The sequence below is a fragment of the Nitrosospira multiformis genome, assembly GCF_003050865.1.
In the GTDB taxonomy this organism is placed as follows: domain Bacteria; phylum Pseudomonadota; class Gammaproteobacteria; order Burkholderiales; family Nitrosomonadaceae; genus Nitrosospira; species Nitrosospira multiformis_E.
Map to the genome: position 1 here is coordinate 60,227 of NZ_QAOK01000003.1, position 16,608 is coordinate 76,834.

General features: G+C 56.9%; 14 protein-coding genes. All 14 read right to left on the reverse strand.

Annotation, left to right across the window (positions count from 1 at the left end):
- Window positions 1-119 precede the first annotated feature (119 nt).
- Entirely contained in the window at window positions 120-1,358 is a 1,239-nt protein-coding gene (ftsA, locus tag C8R21_RS02550; RefSeq protein WP_107761393.1) for a cell division protein FtsA, read from the reverse strand.
- 79 nt (window positions 1,359-1,437) lie between these two features.
- Window positions 1,438-2,148 (reverse strand): cell division protein FtsQ/DivIB, encoded by a 711-nt coding sequence (locus C8R21_RS02555; RefSeq protein WP_107761305.1) that lies wholly within the window; start codon window positions 2,146-2,148, stop codon window positions 1,438-1,440.
- The gene (locus tag C8R21_RS02560) at window positions 2,138-3,058 is read right to left on the reverse strand and encodes a D-alanine--D-alanine ligase (RefSeq protein WP_107761394.1); all 921 of its coding nucleotides are present in this window, start codon (window positions 3,056-3,058) and stop codon (window positions 2,138-2,140) included. The genes C8R21_RS02555 and C8R21_RS02560 overlap by 11 nt, the downstream gene beginning before the upstream one ends.
- A complete protein-coding gene (murB, locus tag C8R21_RS02565; protein ID WP_107761306.1) occupies window positions 3,048-4,094 on the reverse strand; it encodes a UDP-N-acetylmuramate dehydrogenase in 1,047 nt (348 codons plus the stop codon). The genes C8R21_RS02560 and murB overlap by 11 nt, the downstream gene beginning before the upstream one ends.
- Window positions 4,095-5,576, reverse strand: a complete 1,482-nt coding sequence (gene murC / locus C8R21_RS02570; RefSeq protein WP_107761307.1) for a UDP-N-acetylmuramate--L-alanine ligase — start codon at window positions 5,574-5,576, stop codon at window positions 4,095-4,097.
- 81 nt (window positions 5,577-5,657) lie between these two features.
- The gene (murG, locus tag C8R21_RS02575; protein ID WP_107761308.1) at window positions 5,658-6,731 is read right to left on the reverse strand and encodes an undecaprenyldiphospho-muramoylpentapeptide beta-N-acetylglucosaminyltransferase; all 1,074 of its coding nucleotides are present in this window, start codon (window positions 6,729-6,731) and stop codon (window positions 5,658-5,660) included.
- Window positions 6,732-6,750: 19 nt separating this feature from the next.
- Window positions 6,751-7,911 carry a putative lipid II flippase FtsW gene (gene ftsW, locus C8R21_RS02580; protein ID WP_074975576.1) on the reverse strand — a complete coding sequence of 387 codons (1,161 nt, stop codon included), beginning with the start codon at window positions 7,909-7,911 and terminating at the stop codon, window positions 6,751-6,753.
- 4 nt (window positions 7,912-7,915) lie between these two features.
- Window positions 7,916-9,370: a UDP-N-acetylmuramoyl-L-alanine--D-glutamate ligase gene (gene murD / locus C8R21_RS02585; protein WP_107761309.1), complete on the reverse strand. Its 1,455-nt coding sequence runs from the start codon at window positions 9,368-9,370 to the stop codon at window positions 7,916-7,918.
- A 10-nt stretch (window positions 9,371-9,380) separates the two neighbouring features.
- Window positions 9,381-10,466: a phospho-N-acetylmuramoyl-pentapeptide-transferase gene (gene mraY / locus C8R21_RS02590; RefSeq protein ID WP_074975575.1), complete on the reverse strand. Its 1,086-nt coding sequence runs from the start codon at window positions 10,464-10,466 to the stop codon at window positions 9,381-9,383.
- An 88-nt stretch (window positions 10,467-10,554) separates the two neighbouring features.
- On the reverse strand, window positions 10,555-11,970 hold the full coding sequence (locus C8R21_RS02595) for a UDP-N-acetylmuramoyl-tripeptide--D-alanyl-D-alanine ligase (RefSeq protein ID WP_107761310.1): 1,416 nt from the start codon (window positions 11,968-11,970) through the stop codon (window positions 10,555-10,557).
- Window positions 11,967-13,541, reverse strand: a complete 1,575-nt coding sequence (locus C8R21_RS02600) for a UDP-N-acetylmuramoyl-L-alanyl-D-glutamate--2,6-diaminopimelate ligase (RefSeq protein ID WP_107761311.1) — start codon at window positions 13,539-13,541, stop codon at window positions 11,967-11,969. Before C8R21_RS02600 ends, C8R21_RS02595 begins: the two co-directional genes overlap by 4 nt.
- Window positions 13,538-15,301 (reverse strand): peptidoglycan D,D-transpeptidase FtsI family protein, encoded by a 1,764-nt coding sequence (locus C8R21_RS02605; RefSeq protein WP_107761312.1) that lies wholly within the window; start codon window positions 15,299-15,301, stop codon window positions 13,538-13,540. Before C8R21_RS02605 ends, C8R21_RS02600 begins: the two co-directional genes overlap by 4 nt.
- Window positions 15,298-15,615, reverse strand: a complete 318-nt coding sequence (ftsL, locus tag C8R21_RS02610) for a cell division protein FtsL (RefSeq protein ID WP_107761313.1) — start codon at window positions 15,613-15,615, stop codon at window positions 15,298-15,300. The genes C8R21_RS02605 and ftsL overlap by 4 nt, the downstream gene beginning before the upstream one ends.
- A 40-nt stretch (window positions 15,616-15,655) precedes the next feature.
- Window positions 15,656-16,606: a 16S rRNA (cytosine(1402)-N(4))-methyltransferase RsmH gene (gene rsmH, locus C8R21_RS02615; protein ID WP_107761314.1), complete on the reverse strand. Its 951-nt coding sequence runs from the start codon at window positions 16,604-16,606 to the stop codon at window positions 15,656-15,658.
- Between the last annotated feature and the right edge of the window lie 2 nt (window positions 16,607-16,608).

Sequence of the window (16,608 nt, forward strand, 5' to 3'; positions counted from 1 at the left end):
ATGTGTTCAAACAATAAACGTTACCCATTGAGACCCTGACTGTATGCAACTCGCACATGCACTTGCCAGGTACAAAGTACTGCTTTCGAGCTCTTCCATGCCCGCACGCAGCCAGCAACTCAGAAATTGACCTGAAACCAGCTTTTCATCCTGTCCAGAATCCGCGTGAATGAATTACCTTCCAGCCTGCTTTGCTGGTGCTGTTGAAACTGGTCCACCCCTGAGAGGATCAAGCCTATTCCGGTGGAGTATCTCGGTGTGACCACCACTTCCTCCAGACTGCCGTGGTAATTGGGCAATCCCAGTCGCACCGGCATGTGGAATATTTCTTCACCGAGCTCCACCATCCCTTCCAGCGAACTGCTGCCACCCGTGATCACGATCCCTGACGACAGCAATTCTTCGAATCCGCTGCGGCGCAATTCAGCTTGTACCAGAGAGTAGAGCTCTTCCACTCGCGGCTCGATGACTTCCGCCAATGTCTGTCTTGACAGATGGCGGGTCCCGCGATTGCCCACACCCGCCACCTCCACCATTTCGTGCGGGTCAGCCATGCTGCGCAGCGCGCATCCATGGCGGCACTTGATGCCTTCGGCGTCGCTGGGAGAAGTACGCAGCGCCAGCGCAATATCGTTGGTAATCTGATCTCCTGCAATCGGAATCACCGCGGTGTGACGGATGGCGCCCCGGGCAAATACCGCAATATCGGTCGTACCCCCGCCGATATCCAGCAGACAAACGCCGAGATCTTTCTCATCTTCCGATAGAACGGCCATTGCGGAAGCAAGAGGCTGCAACACCAGGTCGCGCACTTCCAAGCCGCAGCCGCGCACGCACTTGAGGATGTTCTGGACGGCCGATACCGAACCCGTAACGATATGAACCTTGACTTCGAGCCGCACACCGCTCATGCCAATCGGTTCCAGAACATCCTCTTGCTCGTCTATGATGAATTCCTGGTTGAGCACATGGAGCACCTGCTGGTCGTTCAGAATATTCACGGCCTTTGCCGTCTCCATCACCCGCTCAACATCCTGCCGCGTCACCTCCTTGTTCCTGATAGGCACCATGCCATGCGAATTGAAACTCTTGATATGACTGCCTGCGATACCGGTATAAACCTCACGGATCTTGCAGTCCGCCATCAACTCCGCCTCCTCCAGCGCGCGTTGAATCGCATTCATGGTTGCATCGATATTGACGACCACGCCTTTCTTCAGGCCCCGTGATGGATGACTGCCCATACCGATCACTGTATATCCGCCTTCGGGCTTCATTTCAGCGACAACAGTCACAATCTTCGAAGTGCCGATATCAATGCCGACAACCAGATTTTTCGCTTCACTGCCTCTATTCATTTGCCTTGCAATCCCTGCTTCCTCCCGCTCCACGGGATTCCCGGAAATCCTGCCTGTCTGCTCCTGAGGAGCTTCACTGCTATCGCGTTCCACGCGCTGCGAAACCACTGACATAACGTAAATCTACATAACTCAAACGTTGATTCAATCGCGCTGCGACCAGATCGTGTGTCTGTACATAGCGCTCCAATCGCTTCTCCAGGTGCTCTCGCCCAAGCTCCAGTATCGTTCCATTTCCAAGGCGAACCCGCCACGCACGCCGGGGTGAAAGTTCCATCCGCTCGACATCCTGCTTCAACGGCTGTAGCAATCTGGTAAAAACTGCATGCTGATGCACCATTTCACGAACACTCTCTCTTGGTCCTTCAAATAAAGGCATCGGCTCATCCGATGTAGCATTGAATATCTCTCCCTGCCTGTTGACCAGGGCACTATCGCCCCAGTGTGCCAGCGGCACATGCTCCTCGACCACTACGTCCAGCCCACTCGGCCAGATCCGTCGAACACTTGCCACCCTTACCCACGCCAGTTTTTCGAACGTGCGCCGTGCAGCCTCAAGATCAATGGTTAAAAAATTTCCTCCCACTTCGCGATGAACCGCGTCAGAAACCTGTTCTCGCGTCACATGCTTAAGCTCACCGCTGCCGCTGTTGCTCCTGATATTGACTTCCTTCAGCGGCAGCAGCGGCAGATGGATCGTCCACTGGACCACAAGGTAGATCGCTATCAGTCCCGCCAGCGCAAACAGCCAGTCCGCCACCTGGTTCAATGCCTGATGGTTATCCCACATGGGCCAGTTCCAGTATCTTCAGGACCAGTTCCTCGAACGATATTCCTGCCGTTTTTGCCGCCATGGGAACAAGACTATGTGTGGTCATCCCGGGTGAAGTGTTCGCTTCGAGGAAATAGGGAGTGCCCGACCTGTCCAGTATCAAATCCACCCTTCCCCAACCTTCGCAGCCCAACAGTCTGTGCGCCTGCAATGCCTGTTTCCGAATGACGCACTCCTGCTCCTCGGACACCCCGCTCGGGCAGAAATACTGCGTCTTGTCCGACAGGTATTTCGCTTCGTAGTCGTACAGATCACCCTCGACCTGAATTCGCACCAGCGGCAACGCAACATCTCCGAGAATGGAAGCCGTGAGTTCGGTTCCTTCGATAAACTGCTCCGCCAGCACCATGGCATCATGGCGGGCAGCAAGACGCCATGCGGCGGCGACTTCCCCTGCCTTCCTTACCTTGCTCAGGCCAATGGTGGAACCCTCTCGCGAAGGTTTTACAATCAGCGGCAGGCCGAGCTCTTTTGCCACTGCATCAAAATCGCTCTGCTCATCGAGCAGAATATGGCGCGGCGTGTTGATGCCCGCAGACTGCCAGAGCAATTTGGTGCGCCATTTGTCCATTGCCAAGGCGCTCGCCAGCACGCCGCTCCCGGTATAGGGAAGCCCCAGCAACTCCAGCGCACCCTGAACTGTCCCATCTTCGCCATAGCGGCCATGGAGGGCGATATGAGCACGCGCATATCCTTGATGTAAAAGCGCGTCCATGTGCTGTTCGGAAGGGTCGAATGGATGAGCGTCCACTCCGCAGCGGCGCAGGGCATCGAGTACGGCTTTGCCACTTTCAAGGGAAATCTCGCGCTCCGCTGATCGCCCTCCGAGGAGAACCGCGACTTTCCCGAAGTCATGACTACCCGCCATATCCACCATCCTTCCTGTACGCAGCCCGGGAAACACGCAACCCAGACCTGGCAGGAGTCCCTATAATGCGCACCTCCTGTTTCAGTTCCATACCAGTCTGCTTTTTTACGGTTTCACGTACCGCAGCAATCGCCGCTTCTATGTCGGAGGCGGTAGCGCCTCCGGTGTTCACAATGAAATTCGCATGCTGCGGCGAAACCATGGCGCCACCGATACGAAACCCCTTAAGCCCACACGCCTCGATGAGTCGCGCCGCCTTGTCATTCTCCGGATTGCGGAACACGGATCCGGCATTCGGCAGGTTTAAAGGCTGACTCTGGATACGGCGGGCAAGCAACTCCTTGATCTTCTGCCGAACTGACGCTGCATCGTCCCGCGGCAGCGCGAACCACGCGCCCGAGAACCATTCACCCCCCAGAGAATCGTCAGGGACATTCTCTATGCCGCCAGCCTTTTGGCTCCCGGTACTCCCCTCTCCCCTCAACGCCACGTGCCGGTAGCCAATTTCGTAATTCCCAGACGATCGTCTGCGCACCCCCCCCGAGCGGTCCATGGTTTGCACGCTCGAGACGATGTCCCAGGTTTCGGCCCCATAGCATCCGGCATTCATTGCCAATGCGCCGCCTACGGTGCCGGGAATACCTGCCAGGAATTCCGCTCTCCCCAGCCCCTGCAGCGCAGCAAATCGGGCGACTTTGGCGCACGCCACCCCTGCGCCGGCGTAAATCAGCATCTCGCCCGCATCGGATTGTTCCAGCCGCAAATCGTTCAGGCGGGCGTGCAGTACAACGACACTGCCCCGCACCCCGCCATCGCGTACCAGGAGATTGCTGCCAAGCCCCACCACATATACCGGTTCATTCCCGGGCAGGGCGCGCAGAAATGCTGCAAAATCATCCAAATCCGCTGGCAGAAAGATGCGCTCTGCGCTCCCGCCCGCGCGCCAGGAAGTGTAGTTCTTCATCGGCTGATTATGGAGCAACTCGCCACGAACGCTGGCATAATCAAGGGAAAGGTTGATTTCTGACATATCCATTCAGGAGCCCTGTAACAAAAGCACTGCGGGTTCCCTGTTTTCTTTCGGACTAACCGGCAGGCGAGCTTCAGCCTGCGAATCCCGGGAAAGGGTAGGAGCCACTCCTCCCACTGATCCTGCTCCCATTACCAGCACCACGTCCTTATCCCTGGCGATGCTGTGAATTGCCTCCTCCAGTTCGTCCACCCTCTCGACAAAGATGGGTTCCACCTTGCCGAGCACGCGCAGCGACCGCGCGAGCGATTTGCTGTCTGCGGCAATGATGGGCGTTTCGCCAGCGGAATAAACTTCTGTCAGGAGCAGTACATCGGCTGTGGATAGAACTTTGACGAAATCTTCGAACAGGTCGCGTGTGCGTGTATAACGGTGCGGCTGAAACGCCAATACCAGGCGGCGTCCCGGGAACGCGCCGCGCGCTGCGGCAATTGTGGCCGCCATCTCCACGGGATGGTGGCCGTAGTCATCGATCAGGGTAAAACTTCCGTTTCTGCCAGTTTCGGAATCAGCCAAGGGAATTTCGCCGTAACGCTGGAATCTCCGGTCAACCCCCTTGAAGTCCGCCAGGGCCCGGACGATGGCAGCATCCGGCAGTCCGACCTCATTGCATACGGCTATTGCCGCAAGCGCATTTTGCACATTATGCAGGCCAGGCAGATTCAGCACGATTTTGAGTTTTCGAGTTTTGCCGTTAACCCCTATCAGAGCGGTAAAGTGCATCTGACCTTCACTGTGACGAATATCCGCGGCGCGCACCTGCGCGGTTTCCGATAATCCATATGTGGTCACAGGCTTGGTAATAGCCGGCATGATCTCGAGTACGTGGGCATCATCCACGCACAGCACCGCCATGCCATAGAAAGGCAGATGCTGTACAAAATCCACGAACGCCTGCTTGAGCTTGCCGAAATCATGCTCGTAGGTATCCATGTGGTCGGCATCGATATTGGTGACCACAGCCAGCACGGGTTGCAGGTGGAGGAACGAAGCGTCGGATTCATCCGCCTCCACGACGATGAACTCGCCACGGCCCAGCTTCGCGTGGGAACCCGCCGCCTCCAGTCGGCCGCCGATAACGAATGTGGGATCCATGCCCGCTTCCGCCAGCACGCTGGTGATCAGGCTGGTGGTGGTGGTTTTGCCATGCGTACCCGCGATGGCGATTCCCTGCCGCAACCGCAGGAGCTCGGCCAGCATGATAGCGCGTGGAACGACTGGCACTTTGCTCTCCCGCGCCGCAAGAACCTCCGGATTATCGGGCTGAATCGCGGTCGAGGTTACGACTGCATCCGCCGATGCCACGTGAGTGCGCGCGTGACCGATATAAACCATCGCGCCCAGTTTTTTCAGTCGCCGGGTGGTCACACTATCATGTATATCCGAGCCGCTGATCTTGTATCCCAGGTTGAGCAGCACTTCGGCGATTCCGCTCATGCCGGACCCGCCAATGCCCACGAAATGAATATGCTTAACTTTGTGTTTCATACTTTTCGTTGTTTACACATAAAGCAAATGCAACTGCCGTAGCAAGTGCAACTGCTGTAAGACGGAGGAAACATGATTACCTTAAACTGCAACCATTTCCATGCACGTCTCGGCCACGCACCGGGTAGCATCGGGTTGCGCCAACTCTCTCGCCCGGCACGCTATTTCCATAAATTGGTCCCTGCCCATACCCATCAACAGCTCTGCCAATCCTTCCGGAGTCAGCTGGCTCTGCGGCAGCAATATCGCAGCACCTTTCCCGCTCAAAAATTTTGCGTTCGTGGTCTGATGATCATCCACAGCATAGGGAAAAGGCACCAGAATGCTTGCCACCCCCGCCGCGGCCAACTCCGCGACGGTGAGCGCGCCCGCGCGGCAGATCACGAGATCACTCTCTCCATAGCGGGATTCCATATTATCGATAAACGTAACCAGTTCACCCTCCACCCCCGCTTCGAAGTAATTCTGCTTCAGCGCTTCCAGATGCCGGGTCCCCGCCTGATGCGTCACCTGCGGACGCATCCCTTCAGGTATCCGCTTCAATGCCTGCGGTACGATGGTATTCAGTGCCTGAGCACCCAGACTGCCGCCTACCACCAGCAGCTTGATATTTCCGCTGCGGGATGCATACCTCTGTGCAGGTGGCGCCAGTCTGGTGATTTCGTCACGTACGGGGTTGCCGCAAAACACCGCTTTTTTTTCACCTTTGATCGCGTCGGGAAATCCCAGCAATATCCTGTCGGCGAGTCTCGAGAGGATTCTATTGGCGAGCCCCGGAATGGAGTTCTGTTCGTGTATCAGCAACGGCCGCGCCAGCAGCGAAGCCATCATTCCTCCTGGAAACGCGGGATAGCCGCCCATGCCCAACACCACGTCCGGCCGAACCTTCCGTATTACTCTTGCGCTTTGCCAGAATGCCAGCAACAGACGCGCGGGCAGCAACAACCAGGTGCGAACGTTTTTCCCCCGCAATCCGGAGAAGCGAATCGTCTCCAGGGTATGCCCCTGCTGCCGGGCCAGCGTTGTTTCCATTCCCCCCTCAGTTCCAAGCCAGACTATGCGCCACCCGGCCCGCTTCAAATACTCCGCCACGGCAAGACCGGGAAATACATGTCCGCCGGTTCCTCCCGCCATAATGAGAATCGTATGGCTCAAGACGCCATTCCTGTATTTTTCATATCCGATAACCTCTCGCCAACTGCCGATTTTCCCAATCCGCGCGCAGCAGCACCGCCAGCGAGAGGCAGCTTGCAACTATGCTGCTGCCACCGAAACTCATCAACGGCAGGGTGAGTCCCTTCGGGGGGAGCACTCCCATATTCACGCCCATGTTGATGAATGTCTGCACTCCCAGCCATACACCGATACCTTGCGCCACGAGTGCGGGAAAATGACGTCCCCTGACTGCCGACTGGCGGCCAATCATGAACGCGCGTGCAATTACCCAGGCAAACAACGCCAGCACGATCAGGACGCCGACGAAACCAAGTTCCTCTGCAATCACCGCCAGAAGAAAGTCGGTATGCGCCTCCGGCAGATAGAAAAGCTTTTCGACACTTCCGCCCAGGCCGACGCCCAGCCATTCACCGCGTCCGAATGCAATCAGCGCATGGCTCAACTGGTATCCTTTTCCGTAGGGGTCGTCCCAGGGATCCAGAAACCCGAAGAAACGCTGCATGCGATAAGGGGCGTTCCAGACCAGGGCAAGCAGCCCAACAATCAGGAAACCAATCAGCCCGGCGAACAGTTTCAGATCCATTCCTCCCAGAAACAATATCGCCATCATGACAGTGGTAATGACAACGAAGGCGCCAAAATCCGGCTCAAGCAGCAGGAGAGCCCCCACGATGAGCGTGATGATCAGCATGGGAAGAAAACCCTTGCGGAAACTTCCCAGGACGGCGGACTTGCGCACCGTGTAATTGGCGACGTAGATCACCATGAACAATTTCATGAATTCCGACGGCTGGAGATTCACCACCAGCAAGGATATCCAGCGGCGGCTACCGTTGATTTCGCGCCCCACGCCGGGAACCAGCACCAGTGCCAACAGGCACGAACCAAGCAGGAACAGGTGGAAAGAATATTTCTGCCACGACTCCATAGGAACCTGGAACGCAATCACGGCCACCAGCAAACCGGCCGCGACATAGGCAGCGTGCCTGATGAGAAAATAGGCCGGGTAACCACTGCCATCAGCCTCGGCAATCGAAATCGAGGCGGAATAAACCATCACCAGCCCAAGGCTCAGCAAGAGTACGGCTGTCCAGATCAGGGCCTGATCAAAATCCGCAGACAGAACTTTCTGCTTTCCGGTACCGTACTGATAAATCATCTGATCAATGCCATCCTGCAACCGCAGCTGAATTGCCGCCTGCACATGCGGCCTCGATGCTTTTTACCGCCGCAACGAACACCTCTGCCCGATGCACATAGTTGTCGAACATATCGAAGCTGGCACATGCCGGCGACATCAGGACTGCATCGCCCCTCTGCGCCAGCTGAAAACTTTTCCGAACCGCCTCTTCCATCGTTTGAGCACGATGCAGAGGCACTCCGCACGCATTTATCGCCACTGCAATTTTTTCCGCATCCCGCCCGATGACTACCACTGCGCGCCCATGCTCCCCTATCGGGGCAGCCAAGGGCGAAAAATTCTGTGCCTTCCCATCTCCGCCGGCAATCAAAACCACCGGTTGCCCAAGACCTTTCAGGGCAGCCACCGTTGCACCTACGTTAGTACCTTTTGAATCATCGTAGAAGGTAATGCCACTGAAAGCGGCCACTTTCTCAACCCGGTGCGGCAGGCCCCTGAATTCGCGGAGCGCCTGCAACAAAGGATCAAACGGGATGGCCAGGGCGCGGCATAGCGCCAGTGCCGCCAGCGCATTTGCGCAATTGTGCCGGCCAGTAATGGCGAGTTCGCTGGTTTTCATGAGACGTGTGTTTCCCTGCATCAACCAAGTGTCTCCACCCTCGCAAAGCAAGCCGAAATCGCGATCACTTTGTGGCATGCCGAGACTGAAAGTGATGGGAGGTCTCCCCGCTAACGCCATTTGCCGGACAAGAGGATCATCGCCATTCAGGATTTGCACGCGTCTGCTGTCACCCCTGCCTCCAGCGCCGGTCTCGTTGCTGCCATCAAGAAATATCCGCGCCTTGGCACCGGCGTATTCCTGCATTCCCGCGTAGCGGTCCAGATGATCTTCGCTTACATTCAACACCGCGGCTGCATCCAGCCCCAGGCTCTCCGTAGTTTCCAGCTGAAAACTGGAAAGCTCCAGCACCCACGCCTCCGGCATTTTTCCTGCATCTTCCCGGCGCATCAAGGCGTCCAGGACCGCAGGACCGATATTCCCCGCCACTTCGACGTCCCACCCCGCTTTTTTTAACATTGTCCCCGTTACGGCGGTCACCGTGGTTTTGCCATTGGAGCCGGTAATCCCGATGAGTTTTGGCCTGCAAATCCCCGCATCTCTAACCGCCCAGGCAAAAAGCTCCATATCCCCGACTACGGGGGTGCCTTCTTTCAGCGCCTGCTGCACGAGAGGCTCCGACAGGGACAGGCCGGGACTGATTGCGATCAAATCCAAGCCGGAAAAGGCCCTGTCAACCAGGGGACCTGCAAAAACCTCCGCCTGCGGCAGCGCGCTGTTAAACGCCTTCACACCCGGTGGCTCGTTTCGGGTATCAGCTGCTCGCACCAGCGCTCCCCGCCGAAACAACCATTTTGCCATGGAAAGGCCGGTCTCTCCGAGGCCCAGCACCAGGACAGTTCTGCCTTGCAGATTCATGATTTCAACTTCATCTCAGCTTCAGGGAAGACAAACCGAACAACACCAGCATCATGGTAATGATCCAGAACCGGACCACTACCTGGTTTTCCTTCCAGCCTTTCAATTCATAATGATGATGCAATGGCGCCATGCGAAAAATGCGCTTGCCGATCAGCTTGAACGAAGCCACCTGCAACATGACCGACAGGGTTTCCACTACAAACACGCCTCCCATGATGAGCATAACGATTTCCTGCCGCACTATCACTGTCACGATTCCAAGTGCCGCGCCCAAGGCAAGCGCTCCGACATCTCCCATGAAGACTTCCGCCGGATAAGCGTTAAACCACAGAAAAGCAAGACCTGCTCCCGCCAGAGCGCCACAGAAAACCGCGAGTTCGCCGGCCTGGGGGATATGAGGAATACCAAGATATTTTGCGAATACCGCATGACCGGCCACATAGGAAAAAATCGCCAGGGCGCTGCTGATCATTACGGTAGGCATGATAGCGAGGCCATCCAGCCCGTCGGTCAGGTTTACCGCATTGCTGGTACCGACGATGACGAAATAGGCGAGCACCACGAAGCCTGTAACACCAAGCGGAACGGCCACCTGTTTGAAGAAGGGAACGATCAGGGTTGTCTGCGCGGGCAGTTCGGCCGTCAGCACCAGGTAGAGCGCCACCAGGATCGCAATGGCCGATTGCCAGAAAAGCTTCGCCCTCGCGGAAAGTCCTTTCGGATTGCGATATACCACCTTGCGATAATCATCCACCCAACCGATCATGCCGAAACCCAGGGTTGTAATCAGGACAATCCACACGTAGCGATTGCTGAGATCCGCCCAGAGCAAGGTGGTAATGGCGATAGAGACGAGTATCAGCGCTCCGCCCATGGTGGGCGTACCTGCCTTGACCAGATGTGTCTGGGGGCCGTCATCGCGCACCGCCTGCCCGATCTTGTAGGCGGTAAGTTTCCGGATCATCGTCGGGCCTACAATAAACGAGATTACCAGCGCGGTGAGCGCGGCCAGAACGGTACGCAATGTAATGTAACTGAATACATTGAACAGGCGGATGTCGCTGGCAAGCCATTGAGCAAGCTCTAGCAGCATGACAGGCATCCGTGTGAAATATTCCGGGATTTACCAGAATCTCCGAAGAAGACCATGACGTCCATAACCTGATTCACGATCCGTAAACTCATAACCCGGATTCCAGACGCTTTACGACTCGCTCCATCTGCATGAAACGCGATCCTTTGATCAGCAGGGTGACGTCCGGCCCGGGCAGCGTTTCTATATCGGCCAACAGATCCTCCATTTTTCTGAAATGGCGGGCTCCGCTGCCGAATTTTTCCGCCGCGTACGCACTCAAATCTCCCAAAGCCATGAGCTCGTCTATCCCCGCAATTCTCGCTTCGTCACCGATCTGCTCATGAAACTCTCTTCCTTTGTCGCCCAGTTCTCCCATATCCCCCAGCACCAGGACTTTTTTACCTTCCGCCCTTGCAAGCACCGCCAGGGCCGCCCGTACCGAGTCGGGATTGGCGTTGTAACAATCATCGATCAGCGTTGCGCCGCGTACACCGCATTTTCTTTGCATTCTTCCTTTCACTCCGCCAAATGCGCTCAATCCCGACGCGATCGCCTTCGGAGACACACCGACGGCCGCAGCCGCAGCCGCGGCAGCCAGCGCATTTCGCACGTTATGTTCGCCCGGCACCTGCAGAGTCACCTCCTCGACCCCTTGGGGTAAAAGCAGTGTTATTTGCGCGCCGGAAAAAGCCAGTTTGTAACCTGCGCTCACTTTTGCCTTGCTCTTCAGACCAAAATCGATTATCTGCCTGCCACCCGCAAATTCACGCCACAGCCCATTGTGCGGGTCATCTGCATTGATAACCGCTATTCCCTGCTGGCTGAGTCCTTCGAAGATTTCACCCTTTGCGCGGGCTACTGCTTCAACTGACCCAAGTCCCTGAATGTGCGCATCCCCGGCATTGGTAATGAGTGCCACCGAAGGCTTTGCAAGGCGGGTAAGGTATGAGATTTCGCCCGGATGGTTCATGCCCATCTCTATGACGGCATAGTGATGCCGCTCACGCAATCGCAAAAGCGTGAGCGGCATGCCTATATCGTTGTTGAGATTGCCCTGGGTTGCCAGCACTGCATCCGAAGCGTCCGTCTCCATCCCCCCCGCTGGCTGCTCCACGGCGCGCCTTAAAATGGAGGCGATCATCTCCTTTACGGTCGTCTTGCCATTACTTCCCGTTACTGCGACCAGCGGTATGGTGAAGCGCTCGCGCCAGTATGCCGCCAGGTGCCCTAATGCCAGCCGTGTATTCTGCACCTGTATCAGGGGAATCCCGTATTCCTGATTCCCGGTCAGCCTGTCCTGCTGTACCAGGGCCGCCGTTGCGCCCCTGTCCCGTGCCTGGACGATAAAATCGTGACCATCGAAGTTGGGGCCAACCAAAGCAACAAACAGATCACCCCGTGCAAGTGCGCGGCTATCCGTGCTCACCCCTGTGAAATCGATCTTTCCCGCAGCCGGTCGATCGTGCTGGGCTCCGGCAAAGGTTGCGGACAGAACCTGGGCCGCCTCCTGCAAACTCATCATATTCGCGCCTGCGTCTTCTCCGTCATCAATGCTCTTCTAGCGACCTCTGCATCGCTGAAAGGAAACTTTTTACCGCCTGCCTCCTGCCAGGTTTCGTGCCCCTTACCTGCGATCAATATGACATCGCCCTTATGCGCGCCCTGTATCGCGCGATGAATCGCACCGGTCCGATCCTTCTCGATGCGATGATTGGCGGCAGCTCCAACGGCGATGTCCCGAATAATAGAATCCGGATCCTCGCTTCGTGGATTGTCACTGGTGATGAGGGCTTCGTCAGCCAATCGGGTCGCCACTTCCCCCATCAGGGGACGCTTGCCTTGATCGCGCTCGCCCCCGCAGCCGAATACGCAGACAAGCCTTCCTGATCCCGTCTCCGGCTTGCCGCCAGGGAAACCGGCATCCACCGCTTCCCGCAGCGTGGTCAATACCTTTTCCAGGGCGTCCGGAGTATGAGCGTAATCCACAACGATGAGGGGTTCATCTCCCTCCCCACCTATCTGCTGCATGCGCCCTGCTACAGGCTGGACTTTTTGCAAGGCTCGGACCGCTTCTGGGAAAGCAATACCGCTTGCAAGCAGGGTAGCGAGCACCCCTAATAAGTTGGAAGCGTTGAAGCTGCCCAGCAATTCCGTTTTAAATTTCAGACATTCCGCTTCAAATTCAATGTCGAATTCCAGTCCCGCCATGCTTGCCCTGAGATTGCGACCCCATACTCTCCGGAATGAGCGAGGATTGGGGGGCGCGATTGCTGTATCGGTAAACCCATAGCCGATCATGCCGATTCCAGTTCCTTCCAGATCGTGCAGAAGCTGCATGCCAAATACGTCGTCGAGGTTCAGCACGGCATACTTGAGCCCGCTCCAATGAAATAATCGCGCCTTGGCAGCTGCGTACACTTCCATGTTGCCGTGATAATCGAGGTGATCGCGCGAAAGATTGGTAAGCATGGCAACTGCAAACGTTGCTCCGTTTATCCGTCCTTGCACAATCCCATGCGACGAGACTTCCATTGCCACGCATTCCGCGCCCCGCCGCAAAAAATTAGCTATTTTAGCTTGCAATAACACTGAATCGGGGGTGGTATTTGCAGAAAATTCCATTTCTCCGGGAAAACCGGCTCCCAGCGTGCCGATGACCGCGGCTTTACGATCCAGTGCAGCCATCGCCTGGACAATCCAGTGGCTGCAGGAGGTTTTGCCGTTCGTTCCCGTCACTCCGATCAGCCATAGCTTTTGTGAGGGATGGTCATACAAATAGTCTGCGATGAATCCCGCCCTGGATTTCAAATCCGAGACTGGCAGATTAGGTGTTTTCCATTGCGGATCCCACGCAAAGCTGTCGCATTCCCACACTACTGCGCGGGCACCCCGCTCTATCGCTTGCGGAATGAATTGACGTCCATCCGTCTTTTCTCCGGGATAGGCCAGAAAAGTATCCCCCGGTTTCACGGTGCGGCTGTCAACCGCAAGATGCCCCCTCCTGGCTCCGAGCCGGTCAAGCGCATGGAAATCAAAGCCGGCTTCGGAGCCGCCGGGACATTCCGATATCTTCCTCCCCGACCTGGGACTCATACATCACCCTTGTTGTCCTTAGGCGGAGCGGCCGTCAGGGACGTCGTAGTGCCGCCCGGCGCATCGTGCGGCACATTCTGCATGTGCAGGATGCCGTGCATCACCCGGCTGAAAACCGGCGCCGCCACCGTCCCTCCGTAATATTGTCCAGCTGACGGCTCGTCCAGCATCACTGCAATGACATATCTCGGATTCGAGACGGGCGCATAACCGACAAAGGTCGAAAGATAGCGGTTTTTTGCATAGCCTCTGCCTTCCAGTTTGTGCGCGGTTCCAGTCTTCCCCGCCACCCGATACCCGTTGACCTGCGCCCGCGTAGCGGTACCGCCTGGTTGCACCACCATCTCGAGCATACGGCTCACGGCCAGCGCTGTGTCGCGTGAAATCGCGCGCTTACTGATGGGAGCCGCGTCGAGCTTCAGCAGCGATACCGGTTTTATTTCACCTTCCGCAGCAAAAATCATATAAGCGCGAGCAAGCTGCATCAGGCTCACCGCAATGCCGTGACCATACGACATGGTCGCCTGCTCGATGGGACGCCAGGTTTTATAAGGCCGCAGCTTGCCGCTCACCTCACCCGGAAAGCCGGAGCCAGGCAACTCTCCGAATCCTGCTCCATTCAGCATTTCCCACAGTGTCTGCGGCGGAAGCGACAGCGCGATCTTTGCTGAACCGACGTTGCTGGATTTCTGGATCACCTGGGTGACAGTCAAGGCCTCTGTCCTGTGCGCATCGCGTATGGTCGCCTTACCTATGGAGAATGAACCCGGCGCGGTTTGAAATACAGTGTCGGGGGTGATTCTCCCTGCTTCCAGCGCTGCCGCCACCGTAAACGGCTTGAGCGTGGAACCCGGCTCGAACATATCGGTGACAGCCCTGTTACGCGACTGCGCACTATTCCTGTTGGACCGGTTGTTCGGGTTATAGGTCGGGAGATTCACCAGGGCCAGTATTTCGCCAGTCTTCACATCGAGCACTACCAGGCCGCCGGCCTTGGCCTTGTGGGTTTCCACCGCCTGCTTCAATTCACGGTAGGCGAGGTATTGTATTTTGCTGTCTATCGACAGCGCCATGTTCTGTCCCGGCTTCGGTGCGCGGATGCTTTCGACGTCCTCGATGATATGGCCTTTGCGGTCCTTGATGACTCGACGGCTTCCCGGTTTTCCGGCAAGCTCATCCTGCCAGGCCAGCTCAATACCCTCCTGCCCCCTGTCGTCCAGATCGGTGAACCCGAGGACGTGCGAAGTCAGGTCTCCCGCAGGGTAGTAGCGCCGGTACTCGCGCTTGAGAAATATGCCCGGGATTTTCAGTTCGACGATGCCGGCCGCCACGGGTGGCGACAAATGCCGCTTCAAGTATACGAAATCACGCCTGGACGCTGCTCGGGAACCCTGGGAAACTCCTGTCAGGCCATCCAGGCGCTTGTGAAGCTCATCCGCATCCATATCCATCAGACCCGCGAGCCTGCTTAACTGCTGGGGAGTGGCAACCACATCCTGCGGGCTCAGCCATACGGATTCCACGGGAGTGCTTATCGCCAGGGGCTTGCCGTAACGATCGGTGATCATTCCCCGGTTTGCGTTCATTTCAAGCACACGGCCATAACGCGATTCGCCCTTCTGCTGCAAAAACCCGTTGTGCATTCCTTGCAGATAGGCAGCGCGTCCTGCCAGCCCAGCGAATCCAAGCAACAATAAACCCACCAGGAGGCGTGAGCGCTTCGCGGGCAGGATAACAAGCGGCTTTTGATTGGCTTTCATGATTTCGATGCTTCCTTGGAGTCGGTCGAATCGACAGGTTCCCCCACGGGATGGCTCAGGGGTATGGTCTGGATAAGCTTGGGGTCCGGCAGGCGCATCTGCAGCTGCTCCGTGGCAATTTTTTCAATACGGGCATGCGTCGCCCAGGTGCTTTGCTCAAGCTGCAACTGCCCCCATTCCTCCGCCAGCTGCCGCGCCAGCTGCTGCTCCTTTTCCAGTTCCACAAACAGCTTGCGCGCCTTGTGCTGTGAAGTCACAACACCCAGCGCGCAAGCGACGAGAATTAAGGTCAACAAAATATTTATTCTGATCACATCGACCTCTCATCAACCAAAAACGCGCAACGAGATTCCCCTAAGTGGTGTTTATCCGCTCCGCCACGCGCATTATCGCGCTGCGGGCGCGAGGATTGCATTCGATCTCCGCCACGCCGGGCCGCACCGCCTTCCCGACCCTCTGCAGATTTGCTCTGCTGAAACGCCGCACCTCGTCGGCGCGCAGCGGCAAGTGCTTCGGCAGTTTGTCGGGATTCGCTCCTTCACGTATGAAACGCTTCACTATTCTATCTTCCAGCGAGTGAAAACTGATGATGACCAGCCGGCCACCCGTCTTCAGCATCTCGACACACTGCGGTAAGGCAAGCGACAGCCTCTCAAGCTCCTGATTGAGGTAAATCCGGATGGCCTGAAAGGTACGCGTCGCCGGATTCTGTTTTGGCTCACGCGAGCGCGCGGGTATGGCCGCTGCCACGATCGCGGCAAGTTGACCGGTAGTGACGAGAGGTTGTCGCGCTCTAGCCTTAACAATCGCTCTTGCAATCTGCTTAGCAAACCGCTCTTCGCCATATTCTTTTATCACCTCTTCCAACTGGACTTCCGACGCCGAAGCCAACCACTGACCTGCTGTCTGCCCCTCTGTTGTATCCATGCGCATATCGAGCGGTCCCTCCATGCTGAAACTGAAGCCGCGTGCGGCGTCCTCGAGTTGGGGTGACGACACGCCCAGATCCAGTAATACCCCATCGACCTGACCGACATTCAACTGCCGCAGCACCTCCTGCAACCTGGAATAACTGCTGTGAACCATGCAGAAGCGTTCGTCTCCAAAATTCCGCCCAACCGCACAAGCGGCCGGATCCCTATCGAACGCGATCAGTCTTCCGCTCCTCCCGAGGCGCTCCAGTATCAGCCGACTGTGTCCGCCCCGACCAAATGTCCCATCCACATATATCCCATCGGGCTTGAGTGCCAGCGCTTCCACCGCCTCCTGTAGCAGAACAGTGGTGTGCTTCCCTACCTCAGCCACAA

Coding starts and splice junctions, on each gene's coding strand:
- ftsA (WP_107761393.1), bottom strand. CDS start 1,358: ATGAATAGAGGCAGTGAAGCGAAAAATCTGGTTGTCGGCATTGATATC.
- C8R21_RS02555 (WP_107761305.1), bottom strand. CDS start 2,148: ATGTGGGATAACCATCAGGCATTGAACCAGGTGGCGGACTGGCTGTTT.
- C8R21_RS02560 (WP_107761394.1), bottom strand. CDS start 3,058: ATGGCGGGTAGTCATGACTTCGGGAAAGTCGCGGTTCTCCTCGGAGGG.
- murB (WP_107761306.1), bottom strand. CDS start 4,094: ATGGATATGTCAGAAATCAACCTTTCCCTTGATTATGCCAGCGTTCGT.
- murC (WP_107761307.1), bottom strand. CDS start 5,576: ATGAAACACAAAGTTAAGCATATTCATTTCGTGGGCATTGGCGGGTCC.
- ftsW (WP_074975576.1), bottom strand. CDS start 7,911: ATGATTTATCAGTACGGTACCGGAAAGCAGAAAGTTCTGTCTGCGGAT.
- murD (WP_107761309.1), bottom strand. CDS start 9,370: ATGAATCTGCAAGGCAGAACTGTCCTGGTGCTGGGCCTCGGAGAGACC.
- mraY (WP_074975575.1), bottom strand. CDS start 10,466: ATGCTGCTAGAGCTTGCTCAATGGCTTGCCAGCGACATCCGCCTGTTC.
- C8R21_RS02595 (WP_107761310.1), bottom strand. CDS start 11,970: ATGATGAGTTTGCAGGAGGCGGCCCAGGTTCTGTCCGCAACCTTTGCC.
- C8R21_RS02600 (WP_107761311.1), bottom strand. CDS start 13,541: ATGAGTCCCAGGTCGGGGAGGAAGATATCGGAATGTCCCGGCGGCTCC.
- C8R21_RS02605 (WP_107761312.1), bottom strand. CDS start 15,301: ATGAAAGCCAATCAAAAGCCGCTTGTTATCCTGCCCGCGAAGCGCTCA.